The following is a 14,959-nucleotide window of genomic DNA, read 5'->3' on the forward strand; positions in this document are numbered from 1 at the left end:
CCACCTCAAAAAGGAAAATTTAACATAATTTACCGTTACTGTTAAGCGGTCCTGTACTGCAGTACGGATATGGCATTAGTCGAGGAAATCGATGGAGCAGCGACTATCGTCGAGACGTGTGCTGGAGTCAAGCCGGGAGAACAAGTCCTGATTGTCGGAGACTGGCGAACCGCAGACACCACGGAACGGCTCGCAACAGCGGCCGCCGGCGCCGGCGCTGATCCCACCGTCACGCTGATGGACATTCTGGACGAGGATGGGAACGAACCGCCTGAGACGGTCGCCGCAGCGATGCTCGAAGCCGACGTAATTATGCTGGTGCCGACGCGGGCGATCGCTCACTCGGCATCTGTGAAACGTGCCCTTGAGAACGACGCCCGCGTCCTCGCGATGGGACAGCTCTCCCCCGAAACGCTGGTCAACGACGGTTTGAAGATCGACTTCCACGAGGCGGCGACAGAGTGTGAGGCGATTGCTCGTCGGTTTACTGAGTCCGAGTCAGCGCGAGTCGTTGACGAGGGGACCGATCTGACGTTCGATCTGAGCGGCCGTGATGGGAACGCGTTCACGAGTCTCGTGGAGAACCCTGGTGAGTTCACGACCGCATACGCGACCGAGGCAAACGTGACGCCCTCGCCGATTGGGACTAATGGCCGGGCTGTCTTCGACGGTTCAATACCTAATCTTGGGATTGGACGGCTAGATGAAGCGCTAACCATCAAGGTCGAAGACGGTACAGTGACCGAACTGGAGGGCGGTGATGCTGCCCGAAAGGTGAAACGGACCTGGAATAAATACGACGATCCGGCGGTCCGGACCGTGGCCGAGTTGGCGGTCGGAACGAACCCGGGCCTCACCGAATTTACCGGTGGTGTAATCAATGATCACGGTGTCTATGGTACCGTCCACGTGGGGCTGGGAACAAGCAGCAACATCGGCGGCGAGACTCGCACACCCCTTCACTTCGACATCACGATGGACGATGCTTCGTTGTATCTCGATGGCGAGCTAGTGGTGGAGGATCGCGAGATCCTGCTCTGATCTACGGCAAGTTGTTCACGAAAGAACTGGCATAATTTATATACTATCGCTAATACCCTACGAGTGATGGTACAATATATCACAGGCCGCCGGTCTTTCCTGAAGGCCGGCGCAGCGACGGGAACAATTGGACTAACTGGACTCGCCGGCTGTTCCAGCATCACGGGTGGCGGGACCACTGAACTCGGCCTCGCGTACACCGTTCCGGTCGAGAATCTGGGCTCGCTCTTCGCGATTCCCGAGATCCAAGACGAACTGTCGAACCTAGGTTCCGCGTACGAACTCAGCGTCACGCGGAATGAGAGTACCCCCGACTCGCTGAACGCGATGGCGGCCGGCGAGGTCGATATGGCGTTGCTCACGACGGTGAGTTACGCGTCGGCCGTGCGTCAGGAGGCTGTCCCCGGAAACATCTCGATGATCTCGACGGACTTCTGGGACGCCCACCCCGAGTGGTACGGATTCAAGATTTATGCCCACCCGGACACTGACATCTCCGAGATCTCTGACCTCGAAGGGAAGAACGTCGGCGTCAACGCCCAGGGGACGGGAACCCACGCCGTTCTACGGAAGGGGGCGCGACAGGCGGGCTTCGAGTACGGCAGCGACGCCCAGATCGTCGAACTGCCGTTCCCGACGTTCGTCTCGGCGATGAACGACGGCCGGATCGACGCAGGTATTTTCCCGGCACTGTTCGCCGTCGCGGCGCGATCCGAGGGCTTCAACGAGGTGTACTCGAGCCAGGACCTCTGGGATGAGGCGTACCCGTTCGCCTACACGGTCGCCTCGAACAACTCACTCGATCAGAAGGGCGATGCGATCGGTGCGTTCGGCGAGGATCTCGACGAACTGGTCACGTACTGCTACGACAACCGCGACAGGGTTGTCTCGCTGGCCGCGGAGTACTTCGAGCTCCCGGAGGCCGTCGTTGACGGGTTCTTCCTCACGAACCAGGACTACTACCGACAGGACATCACGATCGACTACGAGCGCCTCCAGTTCGCGATCGACGAACTCGTCAACCTTGGGTTCGTCGAGGAAAGCTTCGACGTCCAGCAGTACGCGACCAACGAATACGTTCCCTCGAACTGAGTTCCGGTTCGACGGTCGGAGCGGCCATCCCGCGGCGTGAGCCGCACTCGCAGCCGCGGACGCCGCGAGCCGGTCCCGGATCGTCGCGAGGCGCTGTCGGCGAACGAACGCATCACGCGGGAACGCAGAGGCACCCCAGACACCCCCGCGTGATCGGCTTTCGGCCGAAAATCCACCCCCGGCGGTCGACCGCTGACCACCGGCCGCCACCCACGCTTTCTCGCTGTCGCTCCGGCGTCAGGGTAGGTCTGCCCGCACCGACTCGTAGGCCCGCCGGAGTTCCGCCGACTCGTCGTCTGCGAGGTCCCACTCGTGGATCGCCGCGACGCCGTCGGCATCGAGGTCGACCGGGACGCCGAGGGAGACGTCTTCGAAGCCGTATTCGCCGTCGAGCGGCGTCGACAGACAGAACGTCCAGTCGTCGCCCGCGGGCTCGACGCCCGCCGGCGTTCCGTCTATCGGGACGTCGTCGTCCGCGGCGGCCATCGCGCGGACCACCCGCGAGACGCCCGCGCTCGTCACCCACCGCGACGTCTCGTCGACGCCGCGCTCCTCGGCGATGTCGAACGGGATGTCGCGGACGTACTCCATCAGCTCTGTTCGCTCGGACTCGGTGACGTCGAGCGGGTCGCCGTCGACGCGAGCCCGGCTGAAGACTGGGACCATATGCTCGCCGTGTTCGCCCATCATCGGGCAGTAGACGTCGTTCCGGTGACCGTCGACGAGGTCGGCGATGCCGTCGACCATCCGGGCGGTCTCCGAGAGCGAGTAGCCGATGAAACACCGCCGCGGCCACTCCAACAGGGTATAAAAGTGGTAGACGAGCCGGTCGATCGGGTTCGTCACCACCAACAGCGGCGTCGGATCCAGCGACTGGAGGTCCTCGGCGACGTCCCGGACGATCGAGAGGTTCCGCTCCAGTTCGGCCTCCCGAGCGCTCGGATCGGTGGCGTCGTCAGGCTGTGGCGCCGCCGCGTTGAAGACGAGCAGGTCCGGGTCCAGGGCCCCGAGTTCGTCGGGCGTCGCCGACCGGATCGTCCCCACGGACTCCGTGTCGTGGCCGGGCACGGCGCCCGGCGCGTGCGCGAAGTGGTAGCTCGCGTGTTCGATGTCGGTCCCGTGGGCCCACGCGGCTCCCTCGTTGATATCGACGAGCGAGACGTCGACGCTCGGGGCCAGCCCCGACAGCGTGTACGCCACGGTCGTCCCGATCGTGCTCGCGCCGCCGATGATCGCAACGTGCATATCCGAACCTTACCGCTCGGACACAAGTAGATTGCCCCGGGGATTTCTGAAGTCCCCCGAACGCGCCCCGTTCAGTCGCCCTTATCGACGTAGACGATGCCGTCGTCGACGACGACGTCGTAGGTGGGGACGCGGATGCGGTCGTCGCCGATGTGGATGCCGGTATCGAGTTCGAAGGACCAGCCGTGCCAGGGGCAGGAGATGATGTCCGTGTCGCTGTACTGTTGGTCGACGCGCTTGCCCGTGCCTTTGAATTCGCCGACCAGTTCTTTCTGAACGTTGCCCTTGCAGACGGGGCCGCCGTCGTGGGGGCACTGATTGCGGATCGCGTAGAATTCTCCTTCTGCCCGGATGACGCCGACTTCCGCGCGACCGACCTGGACGATTTCCGCGTCGCCGTCCTCGAACTCCGAGGCGGGCCCGACCTCGACCAGATTCTCCGCATCACTCATATCTCGAACACCTCCAGGGCGTTGCCGCCGAGGATGGCTCGACGCTCGTCGTCGTCGAGCATCGGGAGTTCGTTGATGATCGAGGGGCTGTCGAAGTCCCAGTGGGGGTAATCGGAGGCATAGAGCAGGCGATCGGTGCCGATCATATCGAAGCACAGTTCCAAGAGATCGTTGCGCGCGGAGACTTCTAGTGGCTGAGTGCCGAAGTAGAAATCAGTGATGTACTCGCTGGGACGCGTATCCAAGAGCGGCGCTTCCTCGGGGCGCTTGAGATATTCTTCGTCCAGCCGGCTCACCAGGCCGGGAATATACGTAACGCCCGATTCCATGAAGACGATGTCGAGGTCAGGGTATTTCTCGGGGACGCCCTGGCAGGCGACGCTGACGATCTGGGACATATTCGATTCGAGGAAGCCGAGCGTGTGGGTCTCGATCATCTCCTGGTAGCCGGCGCGGACGTACTCGTCGAGACCCGATCCGCCCGTGTGATAGACGACGGGGAAGTCCATCTCCTCGCAGCGCTCGTAGATCGGGTCGTACTTCCGATTGCCGAGCGGGGGGCTCGCGCCCGCGGTGACGAAACACGCGCCCACGTAGGCTTCCTCGTCTTCGACGCGCTCTAAGATGTCGAGGGAGGCTTCGACGTCGCCGTAGGGCATCGGGGCGAGGCCGTAGACGCCCTCGTCGGGGTCCAGGACCTCTTCGAGCATGTACTCGATGTAGCCTTTGGTGAACGCTTGGACGCGCTCGTCGTCGGCGGTGACCCCGCCCATCGCGAGGATGAGATGCGAGATCTGCAGGGAGACGTCGATGTCGAGGAAGTCCATTCCCTCGGTGACGCGCTCGGGGTCCTCGGGCTCTTCGGGGTAGTTCGAGTGTTCGCGCAAGACCTTCCCGTAGTTCTGCCGATCCCCCGTCGACGTCGGAAAGAACGAACTGAGGTTCTGCTTCACGCCGGCGTCGTCCCAGTTGCTGTTCTTGTACTTGGTGTACCAGGGCTCGGGCATGTACTCGGCGACTTCCTTGAACGAGTCCTGGTAGTGCCAGTCGCAGTCGACGACGAGCTCCGACTCGGCGTCGATCATCGGTCTCCCTCCTGCTCACCTGCCGTCGCGCTCGCGACCGCTGGAGGGCGTTTCGACTCCGTCCGAACGTGCCTGGGTATGGCTGGCATACGGTCGTATCTTTGATGGACGACCATTTATGTTTTTGCGCTAGAATACGGGGCATTGTTCAGATTAGCTGATTGAAGCAGACGGCGAATGCTTGGAGCCACGCTTCTGCAGTGTTCGGATCGGCGTGTCTGAAGTGGTTTGCAAACGCCTCAGTTCGGCGTTTCAGCTCTTTAAACACGCGTTCGATGGCATTCCGATTCCCGTGGGTGACGTGTTGGAATCGGAGCGAGTGGCGGTGACAGGCCGCCTGGAGCCAGGGTGCGCCATCGACCAGGAAGATCGCGTCGGAAACGAGATGTTTCTCGCGGAGTTCCGCAAGGAACATCTCGGTCAGCGCTTGGGTCCTGGTCGGGAATAGTCGCACGTGCAGCAGGCGAGTCGTGTCGGGATCGACCGCCGCAAACAGCCAGTAGCGCTGGTCATTCACTCGAATTACAGTCTCATCAACCGCGACGTAATTCGGATTCTGTCCCTCGGCAGGCTGTAGGTCTGCCTTCTGAACCCAGTTGTGAACGGTCGAACGACACCGATCGACACCCAGGCTTGCAAGAACAGAGACGGTATCCGACAGCGATAATCCCGCCAAATGCAGTTGGATACCCAGCTTCATTGCCGACTCGGGTGTCGCCTCTCGCTCCACAAAACCTAACTCTGGAAAGTCGCTACCTCCGGTGAGGCGGTCCGGTTCTTGCATAGGCACCAACGAACTACGACCGCCTCACTTTTCGATCTTATCTGAACAGTGCCATACGGGCCGCCGGCGAGCGAAGAGAACGGGGGCGAAACGCGAGAGAGAGGTAGACGCCTCAGGTCCAGTGCAGGAGCCGACCGCGGGCGACCCGGAGCAGTCGGTCGAGGGCGATCCCGATGAGCATAATCGCGATGATCGCGGCGTAGACCTGCGTGGACTCGAACGACCGGACGCCCGCGATCTCCAGGGCGCCGAGACCGCCGCCGCCGGCGACCATCTCGAAGACGAAGGTGATGATGAGCGACAGCGGCATCGCGATCTGGAAGCCGGTCAGAATGCCCGGGAGCGCGGCCGGCATCACGACCCGCCACAGCAGGCGGCGGTCGTTCGTCCCCATCATCTTCGCCGACCAGATGAGGTTCGTCTCGACCTGACGGGTGCTGTCGCGGGCGTTGACCGCGACGGGCCAGAACGTCCCGACCGCGACCATGATGATCTTCGAGATGTCGCCGATGCCGAACCAGAGCATAAACACCGGGATCAGGGAGATGATCGGCACCGGGTATCCGATCTTGATGATCGGATCGAAGAACCAATCGACGAGGTCGTTCCGCGCCGACAGCACGCCGACGGCGACGCCGAAGACCGTGGCGATGGCGAGTCCGACGAGCGCGCGCATCAGCGTGAGATACGCGTTGTAGAGCATCTGGCCGTTGAGCGTCAGCTCGACGAACCGCAGGATGATGTCCGAAAGCGGCGGGAGGAAGTAGTAGTGAATCAGTCCGAGCTGGGCGACGGCTTCCCAGAGGACCAACACGATGACCAGCGAGTACACCGACTTCGCCATCTCGACCGCCTTCGAGAGATCGAACCGCGGGTTCGCGTCGGCGGTCACGTCCATACCAACCACCTCTCTCTGACCTCCTCGAAGAGGCGGACGGCGATGAAGGCGACCGCCGAGATGACGACGATGTTGGCGAACATCCGCGGGTAGTTACCGATCTGTCCGGAGGTGAGAATGAGGTAGCCCATCCCCTGATTCGACGCGATGAGTTCGGCGCTCACGAGGGCGATGAACGCGATCGGGACGGCCTGTCGAACCCCCGTCAGGATCTCGGGGATCGTCGCCGGGAAGACGACCTTGAGCAGGACGTCGCGGCCTTCGGTCCCCATCATCTTCGCCGACCAGATGAGGTTCTGGTCGACGTTGCCGGCGGCGTTGTACGCGTTGAGCACGATCGGGAGGAGACACGCGAGGAAGACGATGAGGATCGCGGTGCTCGTCCCCACGCCGAGCCACAGGATCGCAAGCGGCACCAGAGCGGTCTTGGGGATCGGGTAGGTCATCGCGAGGAACACGTCGAAGAAGTTCTCGATGGGGTCCGAGCGCGCCATCCCGATTCCGAGGAGGACGCCGACGAGGATGCTCAACGCGAGCCCGACGACGACGCGGAACAGCGAGATGTAGAGGTGGGAGAACACGCTGCCGGTGACGAAGAGGTCGACGATCTCGCCGGCGACCGTTGCCGGTGCGGGCAGGACGGCGGTCGCGACGATCGCGCCGCTGACCAGGTCCCACAGGACGACGACGATCGCCAGCGGGATCCAGTCGACGAGCGTCTGTGCGGCGCGCTGCAACGGCGCCGGGAGCCCTTCGATGCGTCGCGAGGTCGCGTATCGCACGGTTACAGGGTCACCTCGGTTTTCGTCTCCTCGTGGAGGGATTTCCAGACGGTATTCTTGTACTCGGCGAAGGCGTCGGACGTGACGATCTCCTCACGCGAGCCCGAGCGATCGAGGTCGACCTCGGTGACGGTCTTTTTCGTCCCGGGGTGACGCGTCATAATCATCACGCGCTCGGAGAGATAGACCGCCTCCTCGACGTCGTGGGTGATGAACACGATCGTCTTCCCGACGTCGTTCCAGATGTCGATCAGTTGATCTTGCAGGGCCTCGCGAAGCGGCTGGTCGAGCGCGCCGAAGGGCTCGTCCATAAGCAGGATCTTTGGTTCGTACGCGAGCGTGCGTGCGATGCCGACGCGCTGTTTCATCCCCCCGGAGAGCTCCTTGGGGTACTTGTCCTCGAACCCGTCGAGGTCGACCAGGTCGATGTACTGCTGGGCGAGGCTCTGGCGCTCTTCCTTCGGGACGCCGTCCTCTTCGAGGCCGTAGGTGACGTTCTCGAAGACGGTCCGCCAGGGGAACAGCGCGTAGTCCTGGAAGACGACGCCCCGGTCCGTGCCCGGTCCCTGGATCGGGTTGCCGTCGACCGAGATGGTGCCGCTCGTCACGTCGAGAAAGCCCGCGATGAGGTACAGGAGCGTACTCTTCCCGCAGCCGCTGGGCCCGACGACGCTGACGAACTCGCCGCCGTCGACCTCGAACGAGAGGTCCTCGATCGCTTTCGTTCGCTCTGCGCCCTCGCCGTACACCTTTTCGAGTTCGGAAATCGTGACTCGTCCGTCCATCAATACCACACCTCTGTTCTGGTGCGTCGAGCGTTCCGGTTCGTCGCGTGTTCGCCGTCGTCGCTGTCGTTCGTTATCATATGAATCTCCGTGTGAACCGCGCCGTGTCCCGTGTCCCCTCGCGCCGGCGGTCGCAAAGCGAAGACATCACCGACATCGCACCACCGGAGTACCGGACGAGATCCGCACGTATGACACGTTCAAGTGGTCGAGACCGCTATTGCTACCACGTAACACGATGTCGATACGGTCACCATCGTACAAAAACCTTCCTTCCGACGCATCGTGTGCCGCGCCGCGGCGATTCTATCGTGGTATCTTGGAATAGTATTATAAATTACAAACTTAAGTACTATTTTAGTTAATAAAGTATTATACGACTCAGAATCTATTTTGGGCCAACTCACAGTAGTAAATATAGAAACAACTCTTCTAGATTTATTTAATGACTCACTTTCCACCCTGTCGCCACGACCACTCGCCGATCCGACACCGCGATTCCGAAGACCCCGCAGCCACCATCGTGCTTTTTTACGGTTGGTATGCTACCTTCACCTATGTACAGTGACATCCTGCTCGCGACCGGCGGCGAGGCCGCATCGGACAGGGCGACGGACCACGCGATCCAGCTGGCGGCCCACCACGACGCCACGCTGCACGTGCTCTACGTCGTCGACAGCGACGTCTACGACGCCTACAGCGGCGACGAGTACGTCGACGAGCGCGAGGGCCCCGAACACGGGCTCGAAGAGGTCGGCGAGGAGGTGGTCGAAGCGGTCGCCGACCGCGCGCGGGACGCGGGCGTCGCCGTCGAGACGGCGCTCCGACACGGGCGTCCGCCCGAGACCATCGTCGAGTTCGCTCGCGAGACCGACGTCGACTTGGTCGTGATGGGGACGCGCCGCCGCCCGGACGAGTACCGGAGCCTGCTCGGCAGCGTCACCGACCGCGTCCTTCGGCTGGCCGAGATGCCCGTCACGGTGGTCAAAACCCCCGTCGAGGGGTAATCCACGCCTCTGGCGAGCGTCAGCCGAGAGGCCGACACCGCACCGCGGCTTTTTTGCGAGCGCGACGGAAATCGTGCGACGATCGTCCCCGATGACAGACCCTCTCCCCTCCAGACGACAGTTTCTCGGCGCCGTCGCGGCGTCGTCCCTGATCGCGACCGCCGGCTGTCTCAGTTCGTTCGACGGACGCACAGACGAGGCCGACGAGACCACGCTTGCGCTCGCGCTCTCGCGATCCGGCGATACGCTCCGGGACCCGTTCGTCGTCGACCTCGCCGATACGACCCCCGACTGGGACGAGGCCGCGTTCGAGGCCGTCCTCGACGGCGAGACGTACACGACCCAGTACCGGAAGCCGTTTTTCGCCACTCCCGACGATCCCGTCTACGCGAGGCGGGACGGGACGTACTATCGGCTCGGATCGATCGTCGTCGGCGAGGCCGAGGCGGTCCACCCGATCCTCCGGCTTCGCTGCGCCGACTCCGATACCGAGGACGGAGCCGACGCCGTCGCGGCCGATAGCCTCCCCGAGGGCGACGCGACGGCGGTTCGGATCGCGCAGATGGCGACCCGGGCCCGCGGGAATCCCGGCGGCGCGCCGTGGGGGCTCGTCCAGCGTGGCGGCTTCGTCTACCGCGGAACCGATCGGGTCGAGTCGAGCGAACTCCTCGCGAACGAACCGGCGTTCGTCACCTATCGCGACCGGCGGTACGCAGTCGAGATCTCGCGGGAGACGTTCTACGAGCCGATCTACCGCGCCGTCGCGGAGCCGGTCGCCGACTCGCCCGCGGAAATGGAGGCGATCCTCCGGGCGAGGTTCGTCGACGCGCGCTTCGACCGCGCCGACCTCTCGGCCGGCGCCCGCGACGTCGTCGACGCGGCCCGGCGGGACGCCTACGAGGAGTCACACCCCTACTCGGCGGCGTACCGGGAGCTCCTCCGGACGATGCACAAGCGGGCCTACCTCGACGGCAACATCAGGAAGGACGCCGGCGTCGACGACGAGGGGCGGACGTTCCTCCGCTACGATGGCGTGTACTACGACTATCGCCTCGCGTTCAGGGAGGCTCGGTCCTGACGGGCGGCGGCCCATCCCGGCGGAGCAGTCGCGTCAGGTATCCCTGATCTCGAACCGCGCCCCGCCGAGTGCGCTGGCGTCTGTCACCTCGATCTCCCAGCCGTGCCCGGCGACGACCTGGCGGACGCTCGCCATCCCCAGTCCGACGCCCGTGCCGTCCGGCTTCGTCGAGAACCCCGGCGCGAACAGCTCCTCCCTGATCGACGGATCGACGCCGGGACCGTCGTCCTCGTAGAAAAACCCGTCTTCGAGCGGGCCCATCCGGACGGTGACGTCGTCGTCGCCGTGCTCGATCGAGTTCCGCACGAGGTTCTGGAGGAGCCGGTGGAACGCCTCGGGGTCGGCCTCGATCTCGACGGGGTCGACGACCTCGTATGACGCCCCCGCGCCCGGGTCGGCCGTCGCCCACACGTATTCGAGGGCTTCCTCGACGGCGATCGGCTCGGGGTCGGCGACGACCTCGCCGTTCCGTAGGGTCTCGGCGAGGTCCGTTCTGAGTTCGTCGATCCGGTCGACGGCGTCGATAGCCCGCTCGATGTGCGCCTCGTCGTCGGTTTCGAGCGCGAGTTCGAGCCGGCCCCGAGCGGTCGCGATCGGCGTCTGGAAGTCGTGGGAGATGAAGCTCGCGAACTCGTCGAGCCGGTCGTGCTGCCGCCTGAGTTCCCGCTCGCGCTCCCGCCGGGCCGTGACGTCCCGCGCGGAGACGACGATCGCGGTCACGGCCCCCTCGTCGTCTGTGACCGGCCGGAACATCCCCTCGACGAAGACCGAGTCGCCGCCCGGAACCGGGTGTTTGCTCTCGAATTCGACGTACGCTCCCGAGGCCGCGCGTTCGATCCACTCGTCGACGTCCGGCCGCGACGTCTCGGGCCACCACGGCGTCTCCCGGAACGCCGCCCCGATCAGCTCCTCGCGCTCGGCGTCGACGTACTCCAGTGCGGTGCGGTTGACGTCCCTGACCGTCCCGTCGGGCGCGAGCAGTCCCACGAGGACGTTCGGGTCCTCGAAGATGGCGCGGAACCGCCGCTCGCTCCGCTCCAGTTCGGCCTCCCGCTCTTTGAGCGGCGTGATGTCCGTGATGAACCCTTCGAGCACCCGCTCTGTCTCACCGTCGACGGCCGTGAGTTCGGCGGCGCTCGGCGGCCGCTCGGTGATCCGCCCGCGCTCCCACATCCACTTGATCGAGCCGTCGGAGGCCACGACCCGATAGGTACACTCGAAGGGCTCGTCGTCCTCGATCGCCTCTTGGACGATCTCCCAGGTCCGCTCGCGTTCGTCGGGATGGAGGACGTCCGCGCCCCACTCGACGTCCCCGGACTGGAGTTCCTCGGGCGTGTATCCGACGAGGCGTTCGGTCTCGCCCGCGACGTACTCCATCGGCCACCCGGACTCGTTCCGGCACTGATAGATCATCCCCGGGAGGTTGCTCACGAGCGTCTCCAGGCGTCGCTTGCGGTTGTCCGCGGTCCGCTGGGACCGGAGCCGCTCGACCGCATGCTCGATGCGGTTCGCCAGCAGCTCGAACTGTTCGGTCCCGCGCTGCTTCTGGAGGTAGTCGGTGACGCCGGCGGAGATGGCGCGGCTCGCGACCTCCTCGGATCCCTTGCTCGTGAAGAGGATAAAGGGGAGATCCGGATAGCGCTCCCGCACCGTCTCGAGGAAGTCGATGCCGGTGGTCGCCGTGAGGTCGTGATCGGAGACGACGCAGTCGATCCGCTCGGCGTCGAGACGGGCGAGGGCGTCCTCGACGGTGTGGGCCGACTCGACCGTCAGGTCATCGCCGTGTCTCGGCAGAAACGCGGCGGCCAGGTCGGTGAACTGGGGATCGTCGTCGACGTGCAGCACCCGGATCCCCGAAGCCATAGACGATCCGTTCACGGGCGAGCGTATTAGAGATTTCTCGTCGCGACGACAGTTACGTGCCGGATCGACCGTGACGGTCGGCCCGGTCGCACGGGAGATCGAGGTCGGCGGCGGCCGCCTCCAGCGCGTCGACCCGCTCGCGGAGGTCGGCCCCGAAGTCAGGGTCGTCGAGCCACGCGAGGCTCCGGCGGGCCGTCGCCAGCGATCCCCGGAACGCGCTCTCGGCCAAACAGATCCCCGTTTCGGCGTCGGCGACGACCGCGCCGCGTCCCAGGTCGACGACGGTCTCGGCGAGCCGGAGGACTTCGAGTGTGGTCTCCGCGACCGTGAACGGGACGGTGGCGGCCCGCTTCCGGTCGCGCGCCGTCGACTCTTCCGACCCGCTCCCGAACAGTTCGTCGACGACGGCGGCGTCTTGGTCCGCGAGCGCGAGGAGCGTCTCGCGGTGGCGTTCGAGCGCCGCACGGCAGTCGGCGAGGCGCTCTGCGTCCCGGTCCGGAACGTCGCCCGCCGAGTGGACACAGCACATCTCACAGAGTGCGGCCCCCATCGCTCCCGAGACGGCGAGCGCCGTCCCGCCCGCCGGCGCGACGCGCTCGGCGGCGATCCCGTCGGTCAGTTCCGCGACCGTCCGCTCGGTTGGGGACATCGTCGGTGCTTCGGCCACGGCGGTGTTGAGTGTTTGGCCGTCGCCGGCGACGCCGCTTTGATCGGGTCGTCCCGACGCTCAGTTCGTGGTAACGATCTCGACGACGTCGCGGTGGGCGAGTTCGTGGTCGGCGCCGACCTGACGGTTCGAGCGGCAGTCGATGCCGTGGAGGAGGCCGTCGCCGATGTCCGAATGCAGGTGGTAGGCGAAGTCCTCGGTCGTCGAACCCTCGGGCAGGACGAAGCAGTCGCGGAAGACGCCTTGGGTGTCGGCGCGGCCGTTCGCGCTCCCGGGGAAGACCGCGATGGCGCCCATCACGTCGAAGAGCGCCGATTCGAGGACGTCCTGGACGCCCGTGCCGTCGTACTCCGCGACGTACTCGCGGATCTGTTCGAGCCCCGCGGCCTGCTCCTCGGAGGGGTCGCCGACGATCTCGAAGGTCGACGCGCCGGGCTGGTAGTCGACGACGCCGGCCTCGTCGGCCTTCTTGAGCGCCTTCTCCGCGTGCGCGCTCGTGGGGACGAAGGTGAGGTGGTCGTAGTCGGGGTCGGCGGTGATCTCCGCGTAGTTCTCCTGGGCCGCGTCGGTGTCCATCTTGTTCGCCGCGATCACGATCGGCTTGGTCCGCTTCCGGATCTCGCGGGCGACGCGCGCTTTCGTCTCGTCGTCCCACTCGTCGGGGTCGAGGCCCGCGCCCGTCGACAGCAGGACCTGCTTGATCTCGTCTTTGTTCGTCTTGAACGCCGACATCTGCTCTGCGAGGTCCTCCTCGACGTTCGCCTCCTCGCCGTGGTAGCCCGAGCGGTAGCGTTCGAGCCCCTTCTCCAAGATGTCGAGGTACCACATATCGAGCTCCTCTTCGAGGAAGTCGATGTCGTCGCGGGGGTCGTGGCCCTCTGTGGGCTCGCCCTCGATGTCCGTCGTCCCGGAGAAGTCGACGACGTGGACCAGGACGTCGGCCTCGTTGAGGTCGGTCAGGAACTGATTGCCGAGGCCGTTGCCCTCGTGGGCGCCGGGGATGAGCCCCGCGACGTCGACGAGCTTGACCGGGACGAACCGGACGCCGTCGTCGCAGAAGCCGACCGAGGGCGTGCAGGTCTCGTCGAACTCCGGGGCCGCGCAGTCGACGCGGACGTACGCCTCCCCCACGGAGGGATCGATCGTCGTGAAGGGGTACGCGCCCTCGGGCACGTCGTTCATCGTCGCCGCATTGAAGAAGGAGGACTTGCCGACGGAGGGCTTGCCGACGAGTCCGATCTTGTAGCTCATTGGGTCACGACAGCCCCTCGCCAGTCAAAAGGCGTGCTATCTATGCCCGCGCTGTGACGTGATCACATAGCTCAACGCGACCGTGTGGCGATAGCGTGACGGTCGCGCGCGGGTCGCTTCAGCCCCGTCCACCGCGGGGTATTTGCCTGACGCGCACGCACTGGTGGATATGACAGAGACGGGAGACGGGGACGACGCGCCGGCCGCCGGTGCCGACATCGACAGCGAAGGCGACGCTGCCGACCCGGACGCCGACACCTTCGGCGTCGGGATCCACGTCACCGAAACGGAGTTCCAGTTCGTGGTCCACGTGCCCGCCGACATCGATTCTGGGTGGTCCGACCCTGACGCGTTCCAGCGGCTCGTCGAGCGGACCGTCTGGGAGCGATTGGACCGGGAGGCGACGCTCCGGCGGATCGCGAAGGAGGCCGAGACGGGCGAGACGGTCACGCTCGGGCGCGTCTCGCTCCGCCCTGACGGGACCGTGACCGACGTCGACTTCCGGGAGACCGCGGTTCCAGCGTGACCGACGCGCTCGAAGATGTCGTCGACGCGGCGCTCCGACGGGCGCTCGTCGACGGGACCGACGCCCGCCGCTACTTCGCGCTCGCCGGTGCCCTCGACCGTGCGCGCGCCGGCGCGGAGGCGGATTCGCCGCCCGCGGAATCCGTGAGCGTCGATCGCGCGGGCGCGGCGCTCGTGAGCACCGTCGCCGTCCGGGCGCTCTCTGCCAGCCCGCGCGACGGCATCGACGCCGGTGCCTGGATTCCCGGCGACAGCGACCCGCACGAGGAGCTGGTCGTCGCGGGGGCGCGACTCGCCCGCCGTCGCTTCGACGTCGACGCGACGACCGTCGCGGCCGCGGCCGGCGTCGATCCCGTCAGGGTCGTTGACGCCGAGGCGTCGCGGTGAACTGACTGCGAAAAACG

The 14,959-nt window shown here is 65.2% G+C and carries 16 protein-coding genes; 6 read left to right on the forward strand and 10 right to left on the reverse strand.

The window, feature by feature from the left end; translation table 11 throughout:
• Positions 1 to 69 precede the first annotated feature (69 nt).
• Both OS889_RS09495 and OS889_RS09500 read left to right on the forward strand, forming a co-directional pair.
• Complete coding sequence (locus tag OS889_RS09495; RefSeq protein ID WP_372389385.1) at positions 70 to 1,041, forward strand: aminopeptidase; 972 nt, start codon at positions 70 to 72, stop codon at positions 1,039 to 1,041.
• Positions 1,042 to 1,107: 66 nt separating this feature from the next.
• Complete coding sequence (locus OS889_RS09500; protein WP_372389387.1) at positions 1,108 to 2,133, forward strand: ABC transporter substrate-binding protein; 1,026 nt, start codon at positions 1,108 to 1,110, stop codon at positions 2,131 to 2,133.
• A 237-nt stretch (positions 2,134 to 2,370) separates the two neighbouring features.
• Here the strand turns inward: OS889_RS09500 and OS889_RS09505 are convergent, their stop codons facing one another.
• From OS889_RS09505 to OS889_RS09535, 7 genes are all read right to left on the reverse strand, one after another.
• Positions 2,371 to 3,378, reverse strand: coding sequence for a malate dehydrogenase (locus tag OS889_RS09505; RefSeq protein WP_372389388.1), 1,008 nt, complete (start codon positions 3,376 to 3,378; stop codon positions 2,371 to 2,373).
• A gap of 71 nt (positions 3,379 to 3,449) precedes the next feature.
• Positions 3,450 to 3,830: a Rieske (2Fe-2S) protein gene (locus tag OS889_RS09510; RefSeq protein ID WP_372389390.1), complete on the reverse strand. Its 381-nt coding sequence runs from the start codon at positions 3,828 to 3,830 to the stop codon at positions 3,450 to 3,452.
• Positions 3,827 to 4,915 carry an amidohydrolase family protein gene (locus tag OS889_RS09515; RefSeq protein WP_372389392.1) on the reverse strand — a complete coding sequence of 363 codons (1,089 nt, stop codon included), beginning with the start codon at positions 4,913 to 4,915 and terminating at the stop codon, positions 3,827 to 3,829. Before OS889_RS09515 ends, OS889_RS09510 begins: the two co-directional genes overlap by 4 nt.
• Before the next feature lie 148 nt (positions 4,916 to 5,063).
• Complete coding sequence (locus tag OS889_RS09520) at positions 5,064 to 5,699, reverse strand: IS6 family transposase (protein WP_372388799.1); 636 nt, start codon at positions 5,697 to 5,699, stop codon at positions 5,064 to 5,066.
• A 112-nt stretch (positions 5,700 to 5,811) separates the two neighbouring features.
• Positions 5,812 to 6,597: an ABC transporter permease gene (locus OS889_RS09525; RefSeq protein WP_372389394.1), complete on the reverse strand. Its 786-nt coding sequence runs from the start codon at positions 6,595 to 6,597 to the stop codon at positions 5,812 to 5,814.
• Positions 6,588 to 7,379: an ABC transporter permease gene (locus tag OS889_RS09530; protein ID WP_372389396.1), complete on the reverse strand. Its 792-nt coding sequence runs from the start codon at positions 7,377 to 7,379 to the stop codon at positions 6,588 to 6,590. Before OS889_RS09530 ends, OS889_RS09525 begins: the two co-directional genes overlap by 10 nt.
• Positions 7,380 to 7,381: 2 nt before the next feature.
• Positions 7,382 to 8,164, reverse strand: a complete 783-nt coding sequence (locus OS889_RS09535) for an ABC transporter ATP-binding protein (protein ID WP_372389399.1) — start codon at positions 8,162 to 8,164, stop codon at positions 7,382 to 7,384.
• Between the two features lie 557 nt (positions 8,165 to 8,721).
• Between OS889_RS09535 and OS889_RS09540 the strand changes: the two genes are divergently transcribed.
• A complete protein-coding gene (locus tag OS889_RS09540) occupies positions 8,722 to 9,171 on the forward strand; it encodes a universal stress protein (RefSeq protein ID WP_372389401.1) in 450 nt (149 codons plus the stop codon).
• Between the two features lie 91 nt (positions 9,172 to 9,262).
• Entirely contained in the window at positions 9,263 to 10,249 is a 987-nt protein-coding gene (locus tag OS889_RS09545) for a hypothetical protein (RefSeq protein ID WP_372389403.1), read from the forward strand.
• A 33-nt stretch (positions 10,250 to 10,282) separates the two neighbouring features.
• On the opposite strand, the gene OS889_RS09550 is transcribed toward OS889_RS09545, so the two are convergent.
• The 3 genes from OS889_RS09550 to OS889_RS09560 all read right to left on the reverse strand — a co-directional run bounded on the left by OS889_RS09550 (position 10,283) and on the right by OS889_RS09560 (position 14,030).
• Positions 10,283 to 12,112 (reverse strand): PAS domain S-box protein, encoded by a 1,830-nt coding sequence (locus OS889_RS09550; RefSeq protein ID WP_372389405.1) that lies wholly within the window; start codon positions 12,110 to 12,112, stop codon positions 10,283 to 10,285.
• A gap of 52 nt (positions 12,113 to 12,164) precedes the next feature.
• Entirely contained in the window at positions 12,165 to 12,761 is a 597-nt protein-coding gene (locus OS889_RS09555; RefSeq protein WP_372389407.1) for a cyclodeaminase/cyclohydrolase family protein, read from the reverse strand.
• Positions 12,762 to 12,839: 78 nt separating this feature from the next.
• Positions 12,840 to 14,030, reverse strand: a complete 1,191-nt coding sequence (locus OS889_RS09560) for a redox-regulated ATPase YchF (RefSeq protein WP_372389409.1) — start codon at positions 14,028 to 14,030, stop codon at positions 12,840 to 12,842.
• Between the two features lie 169 nt (positions 14,031 to 14,199).
• On the opposite strand from OS889_RS09560, the gene OS889_RS09565 reads away from it, so the two are divergent.
• A complete protein-coding gene (locus OS889_RS09565; protein ID WP_372389410.1) occupies positions 14,200 to 14,556 on the forward strand; it encodes a DUF8124 family protein in 357 nt (118 codons plus the stop codon).
• Positions 14,553 to 14,942 carry a hypothetical protein gene (locus OS889_RS09570; protein WP_372389413.1) on the forward strand — a complete coding sequence of 130 codons (390 nt, stop codon included), beginning with the start codon at positions 14,553 to 14,555 and terminating at the stop codon, positions 14,940 to 14,942. Before OS889_RS09565 ends, OS889_RS09570 begins: the two co-directional genes overlap by 4 nt.
• Positions 14,943 to 14,959 lie beyond the last annotated feature (17 nt).

The sequence above is a fragment of the Halobellus sp. MBLA0158 genome (assembly GCF_041477585.1).
Taxonomy (GTDB): Archaea; Halobacteriota; Halobacteria; order Halobacteriales; family Haloferacaceae; genus Haloquadratum; species Haloquadratum rubicundus.

Excerpts from the sequence above, each read along its gene's own strand:
- OS889_RS09560 (WP_372389409.1), bottom strand. The coding sequence starts at position 14,030 with ATGAGCTACAAGATCGGACTCGTCGGCAAGCCCTCCGTCGGCAAGTCC.
- OS889_RS09520 (WP_372388799.1), bottom strand. The coding sequence starts at position 5,699 with ATGCAAGAACCGGACCGCCTCACCGGAGGTAGCGACTTTCCAGAGTTA.
- OS889_RS09550 (WP_372389405.1), bottom strand. The coding sequence starts at position 12,112 with ATGGCTTCGGGGATCCGGGTGCTGCACGTCGACGACGATCCCCAGTTC.
- OS889_RS09535 (WP_372389399.1), bottom strand. The coding sequence starts at position 8,164 with ATGGACGGACGAGTCACGATTTCCGAACTCGAAAAGGTGTACGGCGAG.
- OS889_RS09495 (WP_372389385.1), top strand. The coding sequence starts at position 70 with ATGGCATTAGTCGAGGAAATCGATGGAGCAGCGACTATCGTCGAGACG.
- OS889_RS09515 (WP_372389392.1), bottom strand. The coding sequence starts at position 4,915 with ATGATCGACGCCGAGTCGGAGCTCGTCGTCGACTGCGACTGGCACTAC.
- OS889_RS09505 (WP_372389388.1), bottom strand. The coding sequence starts at position 3,378 with ATGCACGTTGCGATCATCGGCGGCGCGAGCACGATCGGGACGACCGTG.
- OS889_RS09500 (WP_372389387.1), top strand. The coding sequence starts at position 1,108 with ATGGTACAATATATCACAGGCCGCCGGTCTTTCCTGAAGGCCGGCGCA.
- OS889_RS09510 (WP_372389390.1), bottom strand. The coding sequence starts at position 3,830 with ATGAGTGATGCGGAGAATCTGGTCGAGGTCGGGCCCGCCTCGGAGTTC.
- OS889_RS09540 (WP_372389401.1), top strand. The coding sequence starts at position 8,722 with ATGTACAGTGACATCCTGCTCGCGACCGGCGGCGAGGCCGCATCGGAC.
- OS889_RS09565 (WP_372389410.1), top strand. The coding sequence starts at position 14,200 with ATGACAGAGACGGGAGACGGGGACGACGCGCCGGCCGCCGGTGCCGAC.
- OS889_RS09545 (WP_372389403.1), top strand. The coding sequence starts at position 9,263 with ATGACAGACCCTCTCCCCTCCAGACGACAGTTTCTCGGCGCCGTCGCG.
- OS889_RS09555 (WP_372389407.1), bottom strand. The coding sequence starts at position 12,761 with ATGTCCCCAACCGAGCGGACGGTCGCGGAACTGACCGACGGGATCGCC.
- OS889_RS09525 (WP_372389394.1), bottom strand. The coding sequence starts at position 6,597 with ATGGACGTGACCGCCGACGCGAACCCGCGGTTCGATCTCTCGAAGGCG.